The 22,343-nt window shown below is 74.0% G+C and carries 16 protein-coding genes, 1 CRISPR repeat array and 1 riboswitch; of the genes, 7 read left to right on the top strand and 9 right to left on the bottom strand.

The genetic code is table 11. The annotated features are described in order from the left end of the window. Positions 1-583: 583 nt before the first annotated feature. Positions 584-2,890 (bottom strand): 5-methyltetrahydropteroyltriglutamate--homocysteine S-methyltransferase, encoded by a 2,307-nt coding sequence (gene metE, locus ACIQF6_RS18865; RefSeq protein WP_400896247.1) that lies wholly within the window; start codon positions 2,888-2,890, stop codon positions 584-586. Positions 2,891-3,045: 155 nt separating this feature from the next. Next, a riboswitch (cobalamin riboswitch) is annotated at positions 3,046-3,266 on the bottom strand. Between the two features lie 91 nt (positions 3,267-3,357). Continuing rightward, positions 3,358-4,119 carry a precorrin-6A synthase (deacetylating) gene (cobF, locus tag ACIQF6_RS18860; RefSeq protein ID WP_400896245.1) on the bottom strand — a complete coding sequence of 254 codons (762 nt, stop codon included), beginning with the start codon at positions 4,117-4,119 and terminating at the stop codon, positions 3,358-3,360. Positions 4,120-4,376: 257 nt separating this feature from the next. Between cobF and ACIQF6_RS18855 the strand changes: the two genes are divergently transcribed. Both ACIQF6_RS18855 and ACIQF6_RS18850 read left to right on the top strand, forming a co-directional pair. Further along, positions 4,377-4,775, top strand: a complete 399-nt coding sequence (locus ACIQF6_RS18855; protein ID WP_400896243.1) for a hypothetical protein — start codon at positions 4,377-4,379, stop codon at positions 4,773-4,775. A gap of 114 nt (positions 4,776-4,889) precedes the next feature. Further along, complete coding sequence (locus ACIQF6_RS18850) at positions 4,890-6,416, top strand: FAD-binding oxidoreductase (RefSeq protein ID WP_400896241.1); 1,527 nt, start codon at positions 4,890-4,892, stop codon at positions 6,414-6,416. A gap of 119 nt (positions 6,417-6,535) precedes the next feature. Here ACIQF6_RS18850 and ACIQF6_RS18845 read toward each other — a convergent pair whose 3' ends face one another. Both ACIQF6_RS18845 and ACIQF6_RS18840 read right to left on the bottom strand, forming a co-directional pair. After that, complete coding sequence (locus ACIQF6_RS18845; protein WP_400896240.1) at positions 6,536-7,768, bottom strand: alpha/beta hydrolase family protein; 1,233 nt, start codon at positions 7,766-7,768, stop codon at positions 6,536-6,538. A gap of 78 nt (positions 7,769-7,846) precedes the next feature. After that, positions 7,847-9,022 carry an MFS transporter gene (locus ACIQF6_RS18840; protein WP_400896238.1) on the bottom strand — a complete coding sequence of 392 codons (1,176 nt, stop codon included), beginning with the start codon at positions 9,020-9,022 and terminating at the stop codon, positions 7,847-7,849. A gap of 176 nt (positions 9,023-9,198) precedes the next feature. On the opposite strand from ACIQF6_RS18840, the gene ACIQF6_RS18835 reads away from it, so the two are divergent. Beyond that, positions 9,199-9,411, top strand: coding sequence for a hypothetical protein (locus ACIQF6_RS18835; RefSeq protein ID WP_400896236.1), 213 nt, complete (start codon positions 9,199-9,201; stop codon positions 9,409-9,411). Positions 9,412-9,722: 311 nt separating this feature from the next. Next, the gene (locus ACIQF6_RS18830) at positions 9,723-10,880 is read left to right on the top strand and encodes an NlpC/P60 family protein (RefSeq protein WP_400896233.1); all 1,158 of its coding nucleotides are present in this window, start codon (positions 9,723-9,725) and stop codon (positions 10,878-10,880) included. A 125-nt stretch (positions 10,881-11,005) separates the two neighbouring features. On the opposite strand, the gene ACIQF6_RS18825 is transcribed toward ACIQF6_RS18830, so the two are convergent. The 4 genes from ACIQF6_RS18825 to ACIQF6_RS18810 form a co-directional block, all read right to left on the bottom strand. Then, entirely contained in the window at positions 11,006-11,614 is a 609-nt protein-coding gene (locus ACIQF6_RS18825; RefSeq protein ID WP_400896231.1) for a DUF4232 domain-containing protein, read from the bottom strand. 161 nt (positions 11,615-11,775) lie between these two features. Next, positions 11,776-13,122 carry an NtaA/DmoA family FMN-dependent monooxygenase gene (locus ACIQF6_RS18820; protein ID WP_400896229.1) on the bottom strand — a complete coding sequence of 449 codons (1,347 nt, stop codon included), beginning with the start codon at positions 13,120-13,122 and terminating at the stop codon, positions 11,776-11,778. Between the two features lie 23 nt (positions 13,123-13,145). Further along, entirely contained in the window at positions 13,146-14,366 is a 1,221-nt protein-coding gene (locus ACIQF6_RS18815) for an LLM class flavin-dependent oxidoreductase (RefSeq protein ID WP_400896227.1), read from the bottom strand. Between the two features lie 253 nt (positions 14,367-14,619). Then, positions 14,620-14,772, bottom strand: a complete 153-nt coding sequence (locus ACIQF6_RS18810; protein WP_400896225.1) for a hypothetical protein — start codon at positions 14,770-14,772, stop codon at positions 14,620-14,622. Positions 14,773-15,172: 400 nt separating this feature from the next. On the opposite strand from ACIQF6_RS18810, the gene hcp reads away from it, so the two are divergent. Further along, positions 15,173-16,846: a hydroxylamine reductase gene (gene hcp / locus ACIQF6_RS18805; protein WP_400896223.1), complete on the top strand. Its 1,674-nt coding sequence runs from the start codon at positions 15,173-15,175 to the stop codon at positions 16,844-16,846. Continuing rightward, the gene (locus tag ACIQF6_RS18800) at positions 16,843-17,853 is read left to right on the top strand and encodes a 2Fe-2S iron-sulfur cluster-binding protein (RefSeq protein WP_400896221.1); all 1,011 of its coding nucleotides are present in this window, start codon (positions 16,843-16,845) and stop codon (positions 17,851-17,853) included. Before hcp ends, ACIQF6_RS18800 begins: the two co-directional genes overlap by 4 nt. Before the next feature lie 95 nt (positions 17,854-17,948). Here ACIQF6_RS18800 and ACIQF6_RS18795 read toward each other — a convergent pair whose 3' ends face one another. Next, positions 17,949-18,449 carry a hypothetical protein gene (locus ACIQF6_RS18795; protein ID WP_400896219.1) on the bottom strand — a complete coding sequence of 167 codons (501 nt, stop codon included), beginning with the start codon at positions 18,447-18,449 and terminating at the stop codon, positions 17,949-17,951. Positions 18,450-18,532: 83 nt separating this feature from the next. Further along, positions 18,533-19,049: a CRISPR direct-repeat array (repeat unit 28 nt; unit sequence GAGCAACCCCCGCGAGCGCGGGGACGAC). A 157-nt stretch (positions 19,050-19,206) separates the two neighbouring features. Here ACIQF6_RS18795 and cas3 point away from each other — a divergent pair. Next, positions 19,207-22,125 (top strand): CRISPR-associated helicase Cas3', encoded by a 2,919-nt coding sequence (gene cas3 / locus ACIQF6_RS18790; RefSeq protein ID WP_400896217.1) that lies wholly within the window; start codon positions 19,207-19,209, stop codon positions 22,123-22,125. The last annotated feature ends 218 nt before the right edge of the window (positions 22,126-22,343 follow it).

The following is a 22,343-nucleotide window of genomic DNA, read 5'->3' as shown; positions in this document are numbered from 1 at the left end:
GGGGAGGTGCGGGCGGCGAAGGTTCGCGGCGGTGCGCAGCGGCGTGAGGTCGGCCGGGGTGGCGGTGCCCGGGTTCCACCGCCCCCGAGGCCCGCAGCGGGCAGTTCATCGGACCGCGCGGCGCGGGCGAGCTGCGCCGGGGGCTGACCATGGTGCGGCCGGCCCCGGCCCCGGCCCGGCCTCGGCGGAGGGCACCGGGGCCGGCCGGAGGCTGCGGGAGGTGTCGGAGCGGTTTGACCGGCTTCCGGCTGGCTGACCTCTGGCTGGCTGACCTCCGATTGGCCGGCCTTTGGCTGGCTGACCTCGGGCTGACCGGCCTCCGGCTGGCCGGCCTTCGGTTGGCCGGCCTTCGGTTGGCTGACCTTGGGTTGGCCGGCCTTCGGTTGGCTGACCTTGGGTTGACCGGCCTTCGGTTGGCTGACCTTCGGCTGACCGGCCTCCGGTTGACCGGCTTCCGGCTGGCCGGCCTCCGATCGGCCGGCCTCCGATCGGCCGGACCTCGCGGACCTCGCGGACCTCGCGGAGCGGGCGGGTTGTCGGCCCGCCGGCTCCGCGCGGAGGGGGGTGGAGAACGGGCGGGGCGTCAGCCCGCGAGTTCCGCGCGGAGGGTGCGGGCTGCGGAGACCAGGCTGTCGAGCGAGTCGCGGGTCTCCGGCCAGCCGCGGGTCTTCAGGCCGCAGTCCGGGTTGATCCACAGGCGCTCGGCGGGTACGGCGGTCAGGGCGAGTCGCAGCAGCAGGACGGTCTCGGCGGCGGACGGGACGCGCGGTGAGTGGATGTCCCACACGCCCGGGCCGACCTCGGCCGAGTAGCCGACGGCGGCCAGCTCGTGGGCGACCTGCATGTGCGAGCGGGCCGCCTCGAGGGAGATCACGTCCGCGTCCAACTCCTCGATGGCGCGCAGGATGTCACCGAACTCGGCGTAGCACATGTGGGTGTGGATCTGGGTGTCGGACCGCACCGGGGAAGTGGCCAGCCGGAAGGCCTCGGTCGCCCAGTCCAGGTACGTGGGCCACCCGGCCCGGCGCAGCGGCAGCGTCTCGCGCAGCGCGGGTTCGTCGACCTGGATGACGGCGGCGCCCGCGGCCTCCAGGTCGGCGACCTCGTCGCGCAGGGCGAGGGCGACCTGCCGGGCGGTGTCGGCGAGCGGCTGGTCGTCGCGGACGAACGACCAGGCCAGCATGGTGACCGGGCCGGTCAGCATGCCCTTGACCGGACGGTCCGTCAGGCTCTGCGCGTACCGGTACCAGTCGACGGTCATCGGGTGCGGGCGGGAGAGGTCGCCGGCCAGCACCGGCGGCCGCACGTAGCGGGTGCCGTACGACTGCACCCAGCCGTGCCGGGTGGTCAGGTAACCGGTGAGCTGCTCGGCGAAGTACTGCACCATGTCGTTGCGTTCGGGTTCGCCGTGCACCAGCACGTCCAGGCCGGTCTTCTCCTGGAAGGCGATCACCTCGCGGACCTCGTCCGCCATCCGCGCCCGGTAGTCCGCCTCCTCCAGTCGGCCCGCGTTCAACTCGGCCCGGGCGGCCCGTAGTTCGGCGGTCTGCGGGAAGGACCCGATGGTGGTGGTGGGCAGCGGCGGCAGCTTCAGCCGGGCTCGCTGCGCCTCGGCGCGGACGGCGTAGGGGGCGTCGCGGCGGGTGTCGGCGTCGGTGACGGCCGCGGCGCGGGCCCGGACGGCCGGGTCCCGGGTGATCGGGGACACCGCGCGGGACGCCAGGTCCGCCCGGTTGGCGGCGAGTTGGGCGGTGACGGCGGAGGTGCCCTCGCGCAGGGCGCGGGCCAGCAGCGCCGTCTCGGCGGCCTTCTGCCGGGCGAACGCCAGCCAGCGGCCGATCTGCGGGTCCAGGTCGCGCTCGGCGGCCACGTCCAGCGGGACGTGCAGCAGCGAGCAGGACGCGGCGACGTCCACCCGGTCGGCCAGGCCGAGCAGGGTGCCGAGGGTGGCCAGCGACTTCTCCAGGTCGTTGATCCACACGTTGCGGCCGTCCACGACGCCCGCGACCAGCCGCTTGCCGGGCAGGCCGCCGACCGCGGCCAGGTCGGCGAGGTTGCCCGCGGCGGGGCCGGTGAAGTCCAGCGCCAGGCCCTCGACCGGAGACTTGGCGAGCACCATCAGGGCCTCGCCGAGCCGGTCGAAGTACGAGGCGACCAGCAGCTTCGGACGGTCCGTCAGCGCGCCGAGGTCGCGGTACGCGCGGGCGGCGGCGTTCAGCTCGGCCGGGGTGCGGTCCTGGACCAGCGCCGGCTCGTCGAGCTGCACCCACTCGGCGCCGGCGGCCCGCAGGTCGGCCAGCAGCTCGGCGTACACCGGCAGCAGCCGGTCCAGCAGGGTGAGCGGCTCGAATCCGTCCGGCGCGCCGGGCGCGGCCTTGGCGAGCAGCAGGTAGCTGATCGGGCCGAGCAGCACCGGGCGGGCCCGGTAGCCCTGGCCGAGCGCCTCGCGGAACTCGCCGACCTGCTTGGCGGAGTTCGCGGCGAACACCGTGTCCGGGCCCAACTCGGGCACCAGATAGTGGTAGTTGGTGTCGAACCACTTGGTCATTTCGAGCGGCGAAAGCTCCTGGGTGCCGCGCGCCATGGCGAAGTAGCCGGCCAGCGGATCGGCCTCCACCGCGGCCCGGTGCCGGGGCGGGACCGCACCGAGGGCGACGGTGGTGTCCAGCACGTGGTCGTACAGCGAGAAGTCGCCGGTGGGGACTTCGGTGATGCCGGCGCCGGCCAGTTGACGCCAGTTGGCGCAACGCAGTTCGGCGGCGGTGGCGAGCAGCGCGTCAGCGGTGACGGCGCCCTTCCAGTAGCCCTCGACGGCCTTCTTCAGTTCCCGGTTGCCACCCTGGCGGGGGTAGCCGTGGACAGTTGCCGCGGCTGCGGACTTCGTGGTCAAGGGGACTCTCCTTCGCGAGCCTCGAACCTGGGTCCGACGGCACAGGAGGACGCGAAAGGAGACGCCAGCGGTGCGGTGCCGCGCTCTCGACTGCGCCTGCCCGCCCGGTGGTTCGCCGACCCGCCCTCGAGGTCATCGGAGGCCGGGCGCGAGCTCTTCGCACCCGGGCAACGGGCAGGTCTTCGGACTCGCGGGCCCGCCAGGGCCGAGGCCCGGACACCTACTGGCCGTCGCTTCCCGGGCCCTTGCGGACCCAGTGCTGATGACGGCGGTCGTTCCCACTCACCGCTGCGGGGCAGTCCCGGATTCCCACCGGGTTCCCTCTTACGACGCGCCTGCCTGGCTGGCAGGGCGAACCAGTTGCGCGGTCAGTGTAGAACGAAGCGGACGGGCGGCGGGACGTCGTTCCGCCATCCGTCCGCTCCATGAGACGCGGAAGAGGCCCCGCGGCCGGGGCGGCCGGCCGGTCAGTCCTCGGTGCGGCGCAGCAGGTAGCTGTCCATGATCCAGCCCTTGCGCTCGCGCGCCCGCTCGCGCAACTCCGCGATGCGGTCGGCCTGTTCGGCGAGCGGCCCGGCGGCCAGGATCTCGTCCTCGGTGCCCAGGTAGGCGCCGTAGTGGATGTGCACACCCGCGGGGTCGATCTTGGTGAACGCGGCCTGCCCGTCCAGCATCACCACCGCGTCCTCCGAGCCCGGGCCGAAACCCTCGGCGGCGAGGCGCCGGCCGGTGGTGATCCGCACGGGGCGCGCGGTGCGGGTCAAGGTGGTGCGGTGGCGGGCCGCCAGCACCGAGATGCTGCTGATGCCGGGGACGACGGTGTACTCGAACGCGGTGCGCCCGCGCGCCAGGATCCGGTCCAGGACGGCGATCACGCTGTCGTACAGCGCCGGGTCGCCCCAGACCAGCAGCGCACCGGTCTGGTCCTCCGCCAGCTCGTCGACGACCGCCTGCTCGACCAGGTCGGCGCGCCGCTCCCGCCACTCCTCGACGGCCTCCTTGTACGCCGCCGTGGCGCGGTCCCGCGCCGGGTCGATCAACTCCACCACCCGGTGCCCGGGCCGCCCGTGCTCGGCGATCATCTGTCGCCGCAGCCGGATCAGGTCCTGGCGCTCCTCGGGCTTGTCCAGCAGCAGGAACGCATCCGTGCGGCCGATCGCCTTGACCGCCTCCAGAGTGAGGTGGTCGGGATCGCCCGCGCCGATGCCGATGACGAGAAGGGTACGCATGACGCCGATTGTGCCTGGTGGCTCCGGCGGCACCGCAGGTGGGAGGCGCGGGAGGCACGGGAGGCACACCGGCCGAGGCCGCTCCGGACCCCCGTACCGGAGCGGCGCGCGGTCGTGCCTCCCGTCCCGCACCCAAGGAAACCGGAACGCCCGGCCCGCCTGCGACTGATTCGACCAGGTTCGAAAGCCCTTGCGGCGTCCGGCCGTTCGGACACCACCGGGGGAGCGTTGTCGGTGCCGGGTGCGATGCTGTCGGGATGACTCCGTGGAACCTGCTCGACCTCGACCGGGCCCTGCGCGCCAGTTGGGCCGCCGACACCTGCTCGCCCGACGACCTGGCCGGCGCCGGGTGGGGGCCCGACAATCCGGCGTGGGGGCACTGCGACATCACGGCCCTGCTGGTGAACGACCTCTTCGGCGGCGAGCTGGTGGTCGGCGAGGTGCACCGGGACGGGGAGCAGCAGGGGTTCCACTGGTGGAACCGGCTGCCGAGCGGCGTGGAGCTCGACCTGACGCTCGAACAGTTCCGGGACGGCCAGCGGGTGACGGGGGCGCGGACCGTCGAACGCCCGGTCGGTCCGACCGTCCGCCGGTGGGAGGAGTACCTGCTGCTGCGGGAGCGGGTCGGGGCGCAGCTCGGCGGCCTGCCGGAGTGACGCGCCGGGCCCGCTGCGCCGATGGGCGCAGCGCGGCGGGCCGGGGGCGGCGGGGGAGGGCGACGATCGGCGGACAGGAGGCTCGCGCGCGCGGCGCGGGCGGAGAGGTTCGCCATGGGTATGGATCGTCGGCGGTTTCTGACCGCCGCTGCGGTGTCGGCGGCAGGCGTGGCCACCGGGACGGGGAACGCGCGGGCGGTGGCGGCGTTCCCTGCCAGGCCGAGGGGCCCGCGGTCGGCGCCGCCGGACTGGCAGGCGCTGCGGAAGCGGCTGGGGGACCGGCTGGTGCTGCCCGACGACGCCGGGTACGGGACGGCCCGGCTCGGCTACAACGAGCTGAACGACGGTCAACTGCCCGCCGCCGTCGCCAAGTGCGGCTCGCCGGACGACGTCCGCGCCTGCCTGGACGTCGCACGCGGCCACGGCATTCCGATCGCGGCCCGCAGCGGCGGCCACAGCTACCTCGGCTACAGCATCCCCGCCCGGGGCCTGGTGATCGACCTGCGCGGCATGGCGGACGTCGAGGTGCGCTCGGACGGGACGGCCGAGGTCGGCGCCGGAGCGCGGCTGATCGACGTGTACGCCGCGCTGGCGGCGGCCGGGCGGCTGCTGCCGGCCGGGAGCTGTCCGACGGTCGGCGTCGGCGGGCTCACGCTGGGCGGCGGCATCGGGGTGCTGGCCCGAAAGTACGGGCTGACCTGCGACCGGCTCGGCGCGGCCCAGGTGGTGACCGCCGACTCCGCCCTGCACACCGCCTCGCCCGACCGCAACGCGGACCTGTACTGGGCGCTGCGCGGCGGCGGTGGCGGAAACTTCGGCGTGGTCACCCGGTTCACCTTCGACACCGCGCCCGCGCCCGGACTGACCGTCATCTCGCTGGCGTTCCCGGCCGGCTCGGCGCCGCAGGTGCTCGGCGCCTGGCAGGAGTGGGTGGCCCGCGCGCCCGAGGAGCTGTGGGCCAACTGCCAGATCGCCGCCGGGAGCCCGCCGAGCTGCCGGGTCGTCGGCTGCTGGGTGGGCGACCCGGACGGCGCGAACCAGCAGGTCGACCGGCTGGTGAAGGCCGCCGGGACGACGCCGACCAGCCGGACGGTCGCCCCCAAGGACTACCTGGCCGCGATGAAGTACATGGCGGGCTGCGCCGGCGACACCGTCGCCCAGTGCCACCCCACCTGGGAGGGCGGCCGGCTGCCGCGGGCCGGATTCGTCGCGGTCTCCCGGATGCTCGGCCCCGGGCCGATCGACCCCGCGAAGGCCGTCGAGCTGATGACCGGCCACAGCGGCATCGACCTCCTGCTCGACTCGCTCGGCGGCGCGGTCGGCCAACTCGCGCCCGACGCAACGGCGTTCCCGCATCGGGCCGCCCTCGCCAGCGCCCAGGTGTACGCGGCCGCGACGCCGTCGACCTCGGCCCGCACGACGGCCACGGTCGACGCGATCCGCGACGGCCTGGCCCGCCTCGGCGCGACCGGCGCGTACGTCAACTACATCGACGCGACGCTGCCGGACTGGGGCTGCGCCTACTACGGCGACAACCTGCCGCGCCTGCGGACGATCGCCCGCCGGTACGACCCCGACGGCGTGTTCGCCTTCCCGCAGTCGGTCACCGCCGCGGCGGGCGGATTCGGGAAGGCCGCCTGACGGCTCCGACGGCTCCGACGGCTCCGACGCTCCGACCTGCCGTCGGGGCGTCGGGGCGTGCGGGCGTCCGGGCGTCGCGGCGTTCGGGTCGTCGCCGGGAGCGCGACCCCGACCTGTCGTCAGGGCGTCCAGGTCATCTCGGGGAAGCGCGGCGACGGGCCGTCCAGCAGGCGGGTGTCCCGGCCGCGGAGCCAGCGGTCGAAGAAGGCGGCGACGTAACTGCGGGTGGCGTCCTCGGCGCGGTCGGCGGGAACGCCGCCGATGTCGGCCTCCAGCCGGCCGACGTCGAGGGCGCCCTGTGGGGCCAGTTGGGGGAGGAGCGGCTCCGCGTCGGTGTACGAGCCGTGCCGGGAGCCCTCCATGGTGAAGTCCGCGTGCCAGCCGTGGCTGTGCTGCCAGAGCGCGGCCCAGCCGGGCTGGTGGTGGTAGTCGCCGGAGCCGTCGTCCCGGGTGCCCAGGAGGAGGAACGGGCGGTCCAGGCCGTCCTCGGCGACGGTGGAGAGGTACACGCCGGTGCGCCCGTCCGGGCCGGGGAAGTGCAACTGGCCGTCGAGGTCGACGCCAGCGGCGATGCGCGGGTCGTCGTGCATCGTCTGCAACGCGGTGAAGCCGCCCGCGGAGTGGCCGGCCATCCCGATCCGCGTCAGGTCGAGCGCGTCGGCCAGGCCGGCCGGCAGCCCGGGAACCTCGCCGAGGCGGGCCAGCCGGTCCAGCACGAAGCGGGTGTCGGCGACCCGGACGTCCACCGCCTTGCGCAGCAACGCCCCGACGTCCAGGCCCGGTTGGCCGAGCAGCCCGGGCAGCACCGAGGTCGCCAGCGGACGGCCGGGAAACGCCACCTCGGACGCCTCGTAGGTGTGATCGACCGTCACGACCAGGTAGCCGCGCGAGGCGAGATCCGCCACCAGCGCCGTCCCCCAGGTCCGCGGATCGCCGAGCCCCGCCGAGTACAGCACCACCGGTCGTCGCCCGCCCGCCGCCACCGGCGCGCCCTCCCGCGCCCGGACCCCGATCCCCGCCCAGTCCGTACTCCCAGGCGTCACCCCGTAGTTGACCAGCCCCGCCCCCGCCGGCCCCCCGAAGTGCGCCGCCGCCTCCGGCACCATGTACCGGGCCCGCTCCCCGCCAGGCCCGGCCGGGTACCACACGCTCACCATCAGCCGCCGCGGCTGCCCGGGCACCCAGGGATCCTCCCGCGCGTCGTCGGTGAGCGGCACCGCCACCGTCCCGACCCCGAACGGTCCGGTGGGCGCGGGAAGTTGCGCCCGAGCCCAGTCCCCGGCACCCGCCGGCACCCCCAGCAGTGACGCGACCACCAGCACCGCCGCGACCACTCGTCCCCGACCGCCCATCACCCGTCCTCCTCGACGCTGCGACCACCAGCACCGTAGGACGGCGCCCCGGCCGCCGCACCCGGCGGTGACACCGGTTCAGGAGGCGCGGCGACGCAGCAGGTACAGGCCCGAGGCGGCGGCGAGGACGGCCATGCAGGCGGTGAAGACCAGGCCGGCGTGGGTGAGGCCGAGGGGGCGGGCGAGCAGGCCGATGCCGATGACGGGGATGGAGATGCCGAAGTAGGCGACGACGAAGAGGGCGGACAGCACGCCGCCGCGGTCCTGGGGCGGGGCGGCGTCCGCGACCTCGCCGACCGCGCCGCGCAGGCCCATGCCCTGGCCGGTGCCGCCGACCAGGGCCGCCAGCACCAGCGGGACGAGGGTGCTGGTGGCGAGCGAGAGGGCGAGCAGGCCGAGCCCGGCGATCAGCACCAGACAGCCGAGCGGGATGGCACGGGCCGCGCCCAGCCGGGGGACCAGCAGCTGGCCGGCGGTGGACGCGAAGAACGCCAGGCAGACGATCACCCCGACGGTGGCGTGGTTGTGCACGCCCAGGTCCTCGGCGAGGAACGCCGGACTGACCGAGGTGAACACGCCGAGCAGCGAGAACCCGGCGAACGCGGCGATCCCCGCCGGGACGAACACCCCGCGCACCTGCGGCGGCAGACTCGGCCGACGCGGACGCGCGGCGCGCAGCGGACGGGCCCCCGCCACCGTCTCGGGAAGCAGCCAGACGACGGCGAACGAGGCCGCCAGCAGGACCAGATGGACCAGGTAGGGAAGTGTCAGCGGGTGCGAGGTGTACTCGGCGAGCAGCCCGGACAGCAGCGGCCCGAGACCGAGGCCGCCCATGTTCGCGGCGGTGGCGACGAACCCGGCGCGGCCCCTGCCGCCGGGCGGGGCGAGTTCCAGCACGTACGCGGTGGCGGTGCCCGTGAACAGGCCCGCGGAGAACCCCGACAGCAGCCGGCCGACGAACAGCAGCGGCAGACCCTGCTCGGCCAGGAACGCCACCGCGGCCGCCGCCGCACACCCGAGGCCGCACAGCAGCACCGGGCGCCGCCCCACCGCGTCCGACACGTTGCCGACCAGCAGCAGCACGCCGATCACCCCCAGCGCGTAGACGGCGAACACCACCGTCACCATCAGCTCGGAGAACCCGATCTGCTGCTGGTACAGCCCGTACAGCGGCGTCGGCAGCGTCGTCCCCGCCATGCAGACGGCGAACGCGCCCGCGGCCCCCAGGTACCGCAACTGCTGGCGATCGGTCACCCACCCACGGTAAGCGCGGGGTTCGCGGCAGGGGAACCGCCGGACCCGGGCGGATCCGGCCGGTCGCACGGTCGGCGCAGCGCCATGCCGCCTCCCGACCGGCCTGCCGGGAAACCCGGCCGGCGGTTCGTACGATCCGGCGAAGCGGACCCCGACCTGCCCCGTGGAGGGTGCTCATGCGTTCCCGGCCCACCGTGGTGCTGCTGCTCGCAGCCGCCCTGTTGCCGATGGCGCTCGGCGCGCACACCGCCCACGCGGCGGGCGGCAGCATGGTCACCGCCTGCCCCGGCACGGGAACCGGGGTGCTGCTGGCCGCCGCCGTCGCCGTGCTGCTGGCCGGTGGAATGCTGCTGACGCTCCGTCGCCTGCGGCGCTGGCGCTGGCGCTGACGCTGACGCGGACGCGGACGCTGACCGGGCGGGCGGCAGGTCCGGTGCGCTGCGCGCGGCGTACCGGGCACCGCACCTCGCGTACCGCGTACCGCGTACCGCGCATTGCGCACTGCGCCAGGAAGGTGAGGCTTGCGCTGTTCGGCTATGGCCTGCGGGGGAGCGGGCGGGGCGGGTGCCAGAGTGACGGGGGTTCCGAGGGACCGGACGGATGTGCGGCGGCGGGCGGTGGGCTCGACGGCGCGTTCGAGGCAAGCGAACGAGCGAGGACGGTGGGCGCAATGAACCGTGGCACCGCACGGGGCCGGCGCGTGGCGGCACTCCCGCTGGCCGTGGCGCTGCTGCTCGCGGTGGCCCCGCCCGGAGTCGCCGACCCGGCGCCGCCGCCGGGCGCCGCCGGACCGTCGGGGCCCGCTGCTTCCGGGTCGGCCGCTCCGCCCGGGCCCGCCGCCGACCCGGTGGTGCCGCCCGGCGCGTTACCGGAACCACCGCCCGAGAACGTGACCGCCGGGGCGGCGCTCGAAGAGTTCGGCCGCGACCTCGCGGACGCCCGGCACGCCGCCGAGACGGCCGAGCAGCGCTCCACCGCCGCCGACCTCCAACTCGACCGGAAGAAACGGGAGTCGGCGGACGCCGAAGCCGGGGCCGAGCGTGAACGGGCCAGGGTCGCGGAGGCCGAGTCGCAGGCCGAGCAACTGGTCGCCGACCTGTACCGCAACGGCCCGCTGGGCGCGCTCGGCCCGCTCGCCCGACTGCTGTTCTCCGACCGCCCGGAGGAGTTCCTCGGCCGCCAGCAGCGGGCGTCCGAGCAGACCCGCACCGCCGCCGAAGTCCTGAACCAGCTGCGCGAGGCACGGGCCCGGCTGGTGCAGGCCGCCGACCAGGCCCGGCAGGCCGAGCAGGCCGCCGCCGTCGCCTCGCAGGACGCCCAGCAGGCCCTGGAGGTGGCCCGTACCGCCTCCGACCGCACCGCCCAGCTGCTCGAATCCACCCCCGCCGACCAACTGGAGCTGCTGGAACAGCTGGAGAGCGACCGCGCCGACCGGGCCCGCGAGGAGATGCTCGCCGCCGGCGTGTTCGGCCCCGGCGGCAGCGCGTCCGAGGGCGGCCGCCGGGCCATCGCCTACGCCCTCGACCAGCTCGGCAAGCCCTATCTGTGGGGCGGCACCGGCCCCGACGCCTACGACTGCTCCGGCCTCACCTCGCAGGCCTGGCAGGCCGCGGGCGTCACCATCCCGCGCACCAGCGAGGAACAGTGGGCCGGCCTGAGGCGGATCCCGCTGCGCGAGCTGCGCCCCGGTGACCTGGTCATCTACGACAACGACGCCGGCCACGTCGCCCTCTACCTCGGCGGCGGCACCGTCGTCCACGCCCCGCACACCGGGACGGTGATCAAGCTCGCGCCCGTCCCCCTGCTCCCGATCCTCGGCGCGGTCCGGCCCGACCCGCAGGCCCCGTCCACGCCCTGACCTGCCGTCGGCCGGACGACCGCGGCCCGGCGGATGTCCGGCGGAGGCCGGCCCGGCGGATGCCCGATGGATGCCCGGCGGTTCCCGGTGGATGCCCGGCGGAGGCAGGCCCGGCGGCCCGCTGCTCAGCGGGTCGCGGTGACCGGACGGACCTGGGTGCCCGGCTGCGGTGCGGGGCGGCGGTCCTGCGGGTTGGCGCCCTCCCAGTGGACGGTGAGCTGCCCGGTGTCGTCCGGCGGGGTCAGCACCATCGAGGTCACCTTGAACTCGGACTGCCCGCGCTGCCCGCGCCCCCGGTACGGCAGGTAGTCGATCAGGACGTAGGCCGTCCCGCCGGGCGGCAGTGTCACCGTCCGGGCCTGCTCCGCCCGGGCGCGCGGCAGGCTCCAGGTCGTGCCGTCGCTCACCAGGTCGACGCCCGGGAACCCATGCATGGTGCAGGTGGCCGCGCTCCGGTTGGCCAGCTCGATCCGCTCCACCACCGGCCCGTCCGAGGCGGTCACCACCGACCCCGCCGCCACCGTCGCCCGCAGGTCCGCCGCCGTGCACCGGTGCGTCCCCTGCCCGGCGGGGGCGGTGGGTTCGCTCTCCACGACAGGCGACACCGGCAGCTCCGCCGCGACGGGAGCCACCGGCCCGGTCCGCACGGCCGGCGGCTCCTCGGCGCACGCGGTGAGAGAGACGCCCAGGGCCGCCACCACGGCGGTGGCGGCGGACAGCTGACGGACACGCATGATCGGTTCCACCCATGATCCCGGCGGCCCCGCACCGGGAGCCGCGCCGAAACTGACGGCCGCCCCCTCTCGAACCCACCCCCGGGACCGGCACGTCAGCCATGGTGGACGCCGTCGATCAACAACGGATCAACACGGACGAGACGCGCTCCGGCAGCGGCTCACCGCGGGGCCAGGCCGAGGTGGTCGCGGAGGGTGGTGCCCCGGTACTCGGTGCGGAAGACGCCGCGTTCCTGGAGGAGCGGGACGACCTTGTCGGCGAACTCGTCGAGGCCGGTGGGGGTGAGGTGCGGGGCGAGGATGAAGCCGTCGCTCGCGTCCTGTTGGACGAAGAGGTTCATCTCCTCGGCGATCCGCGCGGGGGTTCCGATGAACGACTGGCGGCCGGTCACCTCGATGATCAGCTCGCGGACGGACAGCCGCTTGGCCTCGGCGAGCACCCGCCACTCCCGGGCGACGGCCAGCGGGTCGCGGGTCATCCGGACCGAGGCACGGCCGCGGGCGACGGTGTGCTCGCCGACCAGCGGGTCCTGCGCCGGGAGCGGGCCGTCCGGGTCGAGGTCGGAGAGGTCGCGGTTCCACACCTGCTCAAGCAGCCGGATCGCGGTCTGCCCGCCGACCTGCTGGCGGCGGATCAGCGCGGCCCGCTCGTGCGCCTCGGCGTCGGTGTCGCCGAGCGCGAACGTCACCGCGGGCAGGATCTTCAGCTCGTCGCGCTGCCGCCCGTACCGGCCCAGCCGGCCCTTCACGTCCGCGTAGAACGCCTGCCCGGCGGGCAGGGTGCCGTGCCGGGAGAAGATCGCGTCGGCGGAGGCGGCGGCGAACTCGCGGCCCTGGTCGGAGTCCCCGGCCTGGAAGATCACCGGCCGCCCCTGCGGGCTGCGCGGCACGTCGAACCGCCCGGAGATGTCGAACTCGGAGGAGCGGTAGGCGAATCGGCCCGCGTCCGGGTCGCCCAGGAACGTGCCGGACGCCGGGTCGACGCGAAGCTCGTCACCGCGCCAGGAGTCGAACAGCTGCCAGGACGCCTCCAGGAACTGCCTGGCCCGGGCGTACCGGTCCTCCTCCCGCAGGAAGCCGCCGCGGCGGAAGTTCTCGCCGGTGAACGCGTCCCAGGAGGTCACCACGTTCCACGCCGAGCGCCCCGCCGAGAGGTGGTCCAGCGAGGCGAACTGCCGTGCCACCTCGTACGGTTCGTTGAACGTCGAGTTGATGGTGCCGGCCAGGCCGAGCCGGTCGGTGACGGCCGCGAGCGCCGCCAGCACGGTGAAGGTGTCCGGCCGGCCGACCACGTCCAGGTCGTAGATCCGCCCGTTCTGCTCGCGCAGCCGCAGGCCCTCGGCGAGGAACAGGAAGTCGAACTTGGCACGTTCGGCGGTCCGGGCCAGGTGCGCGAAGGACGCGAACTCGACCTGACTGCCGGCCGCCGGGTCGCTCCACACCGTGGTGTTGTTCACGCCGGGAAAGTGTGCGGCCAGATGGATCTGCTTGACGGGCTTGCTGGTCATGGTGGTTGAGATCCTTCCGGACATCAGACGGTCGGGGCGGTGCGCGCGTAGCGGTTTGCGGGGCGCGGCAGTCCGAGCAGGCCGCGCAGCGTGTTCGCCCGGTAGGCGGTACGGAACCGGCCGCGCCGCTGGAGTTCCGGCACCAGCGCGCGGGTGATCCGCTCCAGGTCGTACGGCAGCGCACCCGGGCGCAGCCGGAAGCCGGTCAGCCCGGTCGACGCCAACTCCTCGATCAGGTCGGCGAGTTCGGACGGCGTTCCGGTGAAGATCCGGGCGTCACTGCGGTACTCGGCACCCGCCGCCGCATTCAGCCGGGCCAGCCGGTCGGCCGCCGCACCGGGCCGCTCGTCCAGGAACACCACCAGGTCGGCGAAGACGTGCACGGTCTCGCCGCCGCGCTTGGCGGCCTGCTGCGCGGCGCGGATCTCGGCCAGCGCGGCCCGGGCGTGCTGTGGATCGTGCGGGGTGATGAAGGCCAAGTCAGATGCTGTGCCCGCGAGTTGGTACGGCTCGGTGCGGTGGGCGAGGGAGGCGACGATCGGTTGGCCCTGCGGCGGGCGCGGGGTGATCGACGGGCCGCGGACACTGAACCGGGACCCGGTGAAGTCGATGTAGTGCAACTTGTCGCGGTCGACGAACCGGCCGGTCGCGGCGTCGCGGATCTCCGCGCCGTCCTCCCAGCTGTCCCACAGCCGCCGCAGCACCTCGACATAGTCCGCCACCTCGCCGAACTCCTCGGCGAGAGTGGCGAGTTTCTCCGGGGAGTCGGGTTCGTCCAGGCGCAGCAGAGCGGCCGGCCGGCGGCCGAAGTGCGCGGCCTCGTCCGGACGGGCGGAGACCTTCACCCGCAGGCCGGCCCGGCCGCCGCTGACGAAGTCGAGCGTGGCCACCGCCTTGGACAGGTGGAACGGCTCGGTGAACGGCACGACGGCCGTCGGCACCAGCCCGATGTGCCTGGTCAGCGGCGCGATCCGGGCCGCGACCAGCACCGAGTCCAGCCGCCCCCGCACCTGGTCGGTCCGGTCGTCCGCGACGAACGGATCGTCGGACTGCAGGCTCAGCCCGTCCTCGAAGGTCAGCAGGTCGAGCAGCCCGCGCTCGGCCTCGGCAGCCAGAGCGGCCCAGTACCCGGCGGTGAACAACTCCGCAGGCCGGGCGTCCGGCTCCCGCCACGCGGCGGGATGCCAGCCGGTGCCGTCCAGCGCGACGGCCAGATGAAGGGGCGTGGAAGTGGATTCGGGCATGGCGAACCGTTCCTGTTCGGAGGAGAGGTGACGGCACGTCGACCGCCGGGCGGCGGCAGGTGCCGGAACGCCCGGGCGCGGCGACGGATCGGACGGCGACGGTTCGGCCGCCTGCCGTGCGTGGGGCGACGGGTCGGCCGGTGACGGATCGTCCGGCTGCCGTGCGTGGGGCGACGGATCGGACGGCGGCGGATCGGCCGGTGACGGGTCGGTCGGTGGCGGGTCGGTCGGCCGCCGCGGGTGACGCGACGGATCAGGCGGCGGTCGCGGCCGTCGGACAGAGCGCGGTGCTCACCCGCAGCAGGTCAATGTGCAGCCGCGCGGCGAGGACCCACCCCGGGTGGGCGACCGCACCCGCGCACCGACCACCGTCCACGAACCGCACCGCCGCCACCTCCTCCGCCACCGGACTCCTTCGCACCGTAACCCCGCCCCGAGACCCGGCACAACGCTGTTCATCCAGCGGTAATGTGACGGATCGTCAGACCGGCGTCGAGCGAACGGCGACGGCGACACCGCCGAGCGGGACGTCGACCGTCTCACGTCTCGCTCTCACGTCTCGCTCTCACGGCTCATGTCTCGCGTGCTACGTCTTGCGGTCGATCGTCTTCGCGTCCGCAGGGCACCGACGGGCGGGGCAAGGGACTTGAGGCCCGGCCGGGCCCGTGCAGAGGGGCCGGACGGCCCGGCGCGGGGGGACGTCCGGGACCTACGGCGGCGGGGGAGCGGCTCCGTAGCGTGAAGGCACGCCCGTGCGTGGGGCCCACCGGCCCCGGGGCGAGGTGTACGGAGTCCAGGAGGACCGCATGTTCTGTTACCAGTGCGAGCAGACCGACCGTACCGGGACAGTTCCCGGGTGCGCGGGAGCGATCGGCAACTGCGGCAAGGATGCCACCACCTCCGACCTGCAGGACCTGCTGATCCACGCGGCCAAGGGCATCGCCCAGTACGCTGCCGAAGCTCGCGCGCTCGGCGCGCCGGACGACGACGCGGCCCGCTTCCTCCTCTACTCGGTGTTCACCACGCTGACCAACGTCAACTTCAACCCGTCCCGGTTCGGCGCCCTGATCCAGCAGTCCGTCACCCACCGCGACCGGGCCCGCGCCGCCTACGAGCAGGCCGCCCGCGCCGCCGGCCACGAACCGCGCGAACTGACCGGCCCCGCCGCCTGGCAGCCCGCCGCCGACCCGGACGCACTGCTGCGCCAGGCCGCCGACGTCCGGGTGGACACCGGCCTGGCGCTCGTCGGACCGGACGTCGTCGGCCTGCGCTCGCTGCACCTGTACGCCCTGAAGGGCATCTGCGCGTACGCCCACCACGCGCACGTCCTCGGCAAGGAGAGCGCCGAGGTGTTCGCCGGAGTGGAGAACGCCCTCGCGTACCTCGCGGGCGAACCCGCCGACGCCGCCGAGCTGCTGGAACGCGCCGTCGGCCTGGGCAGCCTCAACCTGACCGTGATGGAACTCCTCGACGCCGCCAACACCGGCGCGTACGGCGCCCAGCAGCCCACCGCGGTGCGCACCACGCCCGTCGCCGGCAAGGCGGTCCTGGTCAGCGGCCACGACCTGCACGACCTGGAGCAGCTGCTGGAGCAGACCGCCGGCCAGGGTGTCAACGTGTACACCCACGGCGAGATGCTGCCCGCGCACGCCTACCCGCTGCTGAAGGCCCACCCCCACCTGGTCGGCAACTACGGCGGTGCCTGGCAGGACCAGCAGCGCGAGTTCGGAGCCTTCCCCGGCCCGATCCTGATGACCTCCAACTGCATCGTCGAACCCCATGTCAGCTACCGCCGACGGATCTTCACCACCGGCCCCGTCGGCTGGCCCGGCGTCCGCCACCTCTCCGAGGGCGACTTCACCCCCGTCCTCCAGGCCGCCCGCGCCCTGCCCGGCTTCGCCGCCGCGTCGGAGACCGAATCCGAACAGCTGCTCACCGTCGGCTTCGGCGCCGACGCCGTCCTCGCCGTCGCCGACCGCGTCACCGCCGCCGTCCGCAGCGGCGCGATCCGGCACTTCTTCCTGGTCGGCGGCTGCGACGGGCCCACCCCCGGGCGCGACTACTACACCGAGTTCGCGCTCGGCGCGCCCGCGGACTCCGTCGTCCTCACCCTCGGCTGCGCCAAGTACCGTTTCAACGGGCACGAGTTCGGCGACATCGACGGTGTCCCGCGGCTGCTCGACCTCGGCCAGTGCAACGACACCCACTCGGCGATCCGGATCGCCTCCGCCCTGGCCGAGGCCTTCGACTGCCCGGTCAACGACCTGCCGCTGACTCTCGTCCTCTCCTGGACCGAACAGAAGGCCGTCGCCGTCCTGCTCGCCCTGCTCGCCCTCGGCATCCGCAACATCCACCTCGGCCCGACGCTGCCCGGCTTCCTCACCCCCGACCTGGTGGACGCCCTCGTCCGGCGCTTCGACCTGCGGGTGATCGGCGACCCGGCCGCGGACCTCGCCGCGCTCGCGCCGGTCGCGAAGTGACCGGCAACCAGGTGGTGTTGACCACCACCGACGGTGCCCGGCTGGAACTCTCCTGCCCGCCCGGCGACACCGTCCTGGAGGCCGCCGCCGAGGCCGGGGTCGCGCTGCCCGCCTCCTGCAAGCAGGGCACCTGCGGCTCCTGCCACGCCACCGTCACCTCCGGCGCGTACGACCTCGGCCCGCACAGCCAGTTGGCCCTCCCGCCCGACCAACTCGACTGCGGCGGCGTACTGTTGTGCCGCACCGTTCCGCGCGGGCCGCTCACCGCCGAACTGCCCTACCCGCAGTCGCGCATCCTGTACGGCGGCGTCCCGCAACGTGCCGCCGAGGTCTCCTCCCTCACCCTGGTCGCCCGGGACACCGTGCACCTCGTCCTCACCCTGACCGACAGCCTCGACTGCCAGTTCGACGCCGGCCAGTTCGTCGAACTCGAATGGCCCGGCACCGGCGTCCGCCGTGCCTACTCGCTCGCCAACACCGGCAACTGGGAAGGGCGGATGGAGTTCTACATCCGACTCCGCCCCGACGGCGCGTTCTCCGCCGCGCTGGCCTCACGCGTCCGCCCCGGCGACCCGCTCACCGTCCACGGCCCGCAAGGCGCCTTCGGCCTCCATGAGACCGGCCTGCGCCCCCGCTGGCTCCTCGCCGGCGGCACCGGCCTGGCCCCCCTGCTCGCGATGGCCCGCCAGATGGCCGAATGGCAGGACCCGCAACCGGTCCGCCTCTTCCTCGGCGCCAACACCCCCGCCGACCTCTTCGGCGCCCCCGAACTCGCGGCCGTCGCCGCCGAACTCCCCGGCTTCCACCACGAGTTCTGCGTCCGCACCCCCGACCCCACCTGGCCCGGCCCGGTCGGCACCCCCGCCGACCTCCTGGCATCCGCCCTCGCCACCCACACCGGCCCGGCCCCCGACATCTACGCCTGCGGCCCCCCGCCCATGGTCGACGCAATCCGCCGCGCGGCCCCCGCCTGCCGGCTCTTCCACGAACGCTTCCTGGCCACCTGAACACCCCGGGGTCGTCGACGGCGGCCTTGCGGCGGCAACCCCGCGAGCGCGGGGACCTCCCGGGCGCCGACGCGGAAGGTGCTGAGCGCCGGCAGTCAGTCCCGCGCGAGCCGGAGTCGTCCGAGGGAACGCTCGTCCGCAAGCCACTCATCGGCCTCATGGGCGGCGATGAGCTCCGCCAGTCCGGCCCGCAACTCCGGTTCCAGGCGGCCGCAATCGGTGGCGAACGTCCTCAGGTCGTCGGCAGTGCCCAGCAAGGTCAAGAGCTGGAGGACCTGGCCACTGTGGAGGTGGGGGATGCGCAGAAGGTCGACGGCAGCCAGGACTGTGCCGTCGACCAGGTCCTGGCCGGGGAATTGCTCCAGGGCGCCGTAGATCGCTTCGTGGGCTCCCTCGCCCTGCTCCACCTGGAGCGACGAGATCAGGGCGTGCACTGCGGCGGGCCCCTCGGTGCCGTCGACCATGTCCGCGAGAGCGACGTAGCGGTCGTAACGGTAGCCGGCCTCCTCCTCGGAGACCGAAGTGTCACCATCCTGGACGAGCCGGCCCGTCCAGAGCAGTTCTCGCCGCCACGCCTCGAAGTCCCCGAACGGCATGAGCGCTCTCCCTCGTCGCGGCCCGCCGGACCGATGACAGCGGGTTCGACCTGGGATATTACCGAGCGCCCGCGTCGCAGCCTTGAGCAACCCCCGCGAGCGCGGGGACGACCGCCGCTCACGATCGGCAGCCTGCTGGTTCAAGGAGCAACCCCCGCGAGCGCGGGGACGACGCCCGCAGGGTCTCCACCGCGCTGTCGTCGTGGGAGCAACCCCCGCGAGCGCGGGGACGACTCCGGTCGCCGGTCGCCCATGAAGGCGCAGTAGGAGCAACCCCCGCGAGCGCGGGGACGACGGAAAGCCACTGCGCCCATACCTCCTCCGGGAAGAGCAACCCCCGCGAGCGCGGGGACGACGGCCCGTCGCTGGTGCCCGGAGAGCCTGGCGCGGAGCAACCCCCGCGAGCGCGGGGACGACCGGGTCACGCTCGCCACCGGGCACGAGTGCACGGAGCAACCCCCGCGAGCGCGGGGACGACGCAGAACACCACCGGACGCCCCGTCGACTTCCGGAGCAACCCCCGCGAGCGCGGGGACGACCCGGACACCGAGCTGTTCAAGAGGTCACAGCCGGAGCAACCCCCGCGAGCGCGGGGACGACACTTCGTGACCTGCGGTGTTGTGTGTCAGGCGGGGCTGATTGATTCAGTTCGAGTGGGGAGGGGGAGTGTAGGACGCTTCATGAGTATCCGTCAGGTTCCTTGCGAATTGGTGAGGTTGTCAGTCCCTGACCCTAGGCTTCCGAAGCGTACCCGCACGTGGAGGTCGGAACAGTGCCCGAGGATCGCTGGCAGTCGTACCCGCCTGAGGTCAGGACGTGGCTGGGTGCGTTGTGGGGGAAGTCGGCGGGGTGGGGCGGGGGGACTTCCAATCTGCTGCTTTCGCACATGTTGGACACGGCGGCCGTGGCTGAGGTCATGTGGGACTGCTACCTGCCGCTGGCTACGCGGCGGAGGGTGGACGGGCTCGCCGGTGGGGCTGGGAAGGGGCGGCGGCTTTTTGCGTGGTTGTGCGGGATGCATGACTTCGGTAAGGCCGTTCCGGCGTTTCAGCGTATTGATGCAGCTGGCGAGGCCGCGGTCCGGAAGGCCGGCCTGTCGTGGGACAAGTACGCGGTGGGTAAGGAGACTTGGCGTCATGATCGGGCCGGCGGCCGACTGTTGCGGGTGGCGTTGACCGCTGCGGGATGGGCGGAGGAGCAGGTCGAGTGGGTGTGGCCGTTGGTGGCTGGGCACCATGGGCGGTTCCCCACGTTGGGGGAGTTGCGGCCGAAGAGGGAGGACCTTCAGGGGAAGGGCCCGTCCTGGAGGCTGGCGCAGTCGGCGTTGGTGGAGGTGTTCTCGCGGGAGCTCGGTTACAACGGCGAGGCCCCGCTGCTCGCGGCGCAGCCCGTCGCGGTGCCGTGTCGCGCGGCGCAGCTCCAACTGTCCGGCTTCGTCGTGATGGCCGATTGGATCGCCAGTGACGAGCGGCACTTCCAAGGGGTCTCGGACCTGACGGCCGTGACGATGCCTCAGGCACGGACACGCGCCGCCACGGCATGGGCGAAGCTGGGCCTGCGCGGTGGTTGGGGAACGCTGCCGGTGCCGGGCCCGGAGGCGTTTCGGGACCGTTTCGGGCACGGGCCCCGGGCCTCGCAGGAACTGGTCCTGGACGTGGTGCGTCGGATGGGCGGGCCGGGGCTGGTGATCGTCGAGGCGCCGATGGGGGAGGGGAAGACCAAGGCGGCGCTGGCGGCAGCCGAGTTGACGGCTGCGCGGTGCGGTGCGGACGGCGTGTTCCAGGGGATGCCGACCCAGGCGACGGCCGATCCGATGTTCACTCAGGTGCGGTCGTGGCTGGGCAAGGTCGGCGAGGGGCTGGACGGTCAGGTGGCCCTGCTGCACGGCAAGCGGATGTTCAACAAGGAGTGGCGCGGCCTTCTCGAAGGTGCCGGCGAGTGGGGGCAGGACACCGACGACTGCTTCGCGTCGGTGGGAGAGGACGAGTACGGCCTGCCGGTAACATGGCCGGACAGCACCCCGGAGGCGGAGCGGCGAGCGCCCGCCGAGTGGTTCCTGGGCCGCCGTCGCGGCCTGCTGAGCCCGTTCGCGGTCGGCACGATCGACCAACTCCTGTACGCCGCGACCCGTACCAAGCACGTGATGCTCCGGATGGCGGGGCTGGTCGGCAAGGTGGTGATCCTCGACGAAGTCCATGCCGCCGACGTCTACATGTCGCAGTTCCTGCTGGAGGGCCTGTGGTGGCTCGGTCAGGCCGGCGTACCGGTGGTGCTGCTGTCGGCGACGCTGCCGCCCGAGCAACGGCGCCGCCTGGTCGCCGCCTATCTGGCAGGCGCACGGTCGGTCGAGGTGGCGGAGGTGGCTGAGCAGGTCGAGAAGCTCGCCGAGCCGCAGGGCTATCCGAGCGTGACGGCGGTCTGGTCGGAGGACGGTGCGGTCCCGGAGCCGCTGGTCGAGAGCACCGAATCGTGGCGCGAGAACCTCCCGGTGCAGGTCGAGGTCCTGGACGAACCGCAGGAACAGGCCGCCGCCCGAGGCCCGCAGCACGAACCGGGCCCGGCGGACGCCGCCGTCGCCGACTACCTGAGGGCGCGTCTGGTCGACGGCGGCTGCGTCCTGGTCATCCGGAACACCGTGGCCCGTGCCCAGGCCACGTTCCAGGCGCTCAGGAAGGAGTTCGGCGACGACGTACGTCTCCTGCACGGACGCCTGCACGCGGGCCACCGGGCGGACCGGACGCAGGAGGTGCTGCGCCTGCTCGGTCCGCCGAGCGAGGGCGTCGAACGCCCGGACCGGCTGATCGCGGTCGCCACCCAGCTCGCCGAGCAGTCCTTCGACGTCGACCTGCTGATCACCGACCTCGCCCCGATAGACCTGCTTCTCCAGCGCATCGGCCGCCTCCACCGCCACGACGGCGTGCGGCGCCCCCGCACGCTGTCCCGGCCCACCGTGGTCGTCACCGGCGTCAGCTTCGACCGCGACCGCGACGGTGGGGGCGCGCCGCGCCTCCTGCCCGCGTCCGAAGACATCTACGGCCGCTACCTGCTGCTGCGCACCGCCGCCGAGGTGCAGCGGGCGGCAGGAAACGGGTGGAGCATCCCCAGCCGGGTGCCGGACCTGGTGGCCCGCGTCTACGGCACCGAGCCCGTCGTCCCGGAAGGGTGGGCGGGCAGCGAAGCCGAAGCCGGACAGAAGTGGGAGGCGCGGCAGGCCGAGCGCCGCGCGAACGCCGCCGAGTACGTGCTGACCAGGGCGGGGGAGCACGGGGCGGCAACGCTGGCAGGCCTGCACTTCGGCGGCCACGGCACGCTGTCGGAAGGGCAGTTCGAGGCGCTCGTCCGGGACGGGAAACGCAGCGTGGAGGTGGTCCTGGTCCGCCGGAACAGCGGCCGCGGCTATCGGGCGGTGACGGGCCGCCGACTCGGGCCGAACGGCGAAGTCGCGGCAGAGGTGGTGGACGACGTGCTGGCCGGAACGGTACGCCTGCCTGCCGCGCTGACGGAGGCGGCCGAGCGGGCGCTCGGCCCGCTGCCGGGCTGGCGCGACCACCCGTGGTTGCGTCACAGCCCAGCCCTGGAGTTCGACGAGCATGGTGACGCTGCCATCGGCGACGTCCGACTGCGCTACGACGACCTGCTCGGCATCGTGGTGACGGGCGGACAGCAGTACCGGTGAGGGGGCGTGCAGGCGGATCGCCCACCCGCGCGCCCCTCCTCCCGCGAACGCGGGGCCGACCTGCGCCCGGCGAGGAGCCGAAAACACAGCCAGGAGCCATTCCCGTCCGACCGAAGTCCCGGGACCGACGGGGCAATTCAAGCATTCGCCCGCAACCGGGATCCGTCGGATGCCACGATGAGTCAACAGCGGGATAAACAGAGCCAGTTGGGAGAACG

This window comes from Kitasatospora sp. NPDC092948 (genome assembly GCF_044754805.1).
Taxonomy (GTDB): Bacteria; Actinomycetota; Actinomycetes; order Streptomycetales; family Streptomycetaceae; genus Kitasatospora.
Note: the sequence above shows the minus strand (reverse complement) of the source record. Positions and strands in the feature narration are given on the sequence as shown.

Coding starts and splice junctions, on each gene's coding strand:
- ACIQF6_RS18825 (WP_400896231.1), bottom strand. CDS start 11,614: ATGCGTGTCCGTCAGCTGTCCGCCGCCACCGCCGTGGTGGCGGCCCTG.
- ACIQF6_RS18845 (WP_400896240.1), bottom strand. CDS start 7,768: ATGGGCGGTCGGGGACGAGTGGTCGCGGCGGTGCTGGTGGTCGCGTCA.
- ACIQF6_RS18855 (WP_400896243.1), top strand. CDS start 4,377: ATGACTCCGTGGAACCTGCTCGACCTCGACCGGGCCCTGCGCGCCAGT.
- ACIQF6_RS18795 (WP_400896219.1), bottom strand. CDS start 18,449: ATGCCGTTCGGGGACTTCGAGGCGTGGCGGCGAGAACTGCTCTGGACG.
- ACIQF6_RS18815 (WP_400896227.1), bottom strand. CDS start 14,366: ATGCCCGAATCCACTTCCACGCCCCTTCATCTGGCCGTCGCGCTGGAC.
- ACIQF6_RS18835 (WP_400896236.1), top strand. CDS start 9,199: ATGCGTTCCCGGCCCACCGTGGTGCTGCTGCTCGCAGCCGCCCTGTTG.
- ACIQF6_RS18820 (WP_400896229.1), bottom strand. CDS start 13,122: ATGACCAGCAAGCCCGTCAAGCAGATCCATCTGGCCGCACACTTTCCC.
- cobF (WP_400896245.1), bottom strand. CDS start 4,119: ATGCGTACCCTTCTCGTCATCGGCATCGGCGCGGGCGATCCCGACCAC.
- ACIQF6_RS18850 (WP_400896241.1), top strand. CDS start 4,890: ATGGGTATGGATCGTCGGCGGTTTCTGACCGCCGCTGCGGTGTCGGCG.
- hcp (WP_400896223.1), top strand. CDS start 15,173: ATGTTCTGTTACCAGTGCGAGCAGACCGACCGTACCGGGACAGTTCCC.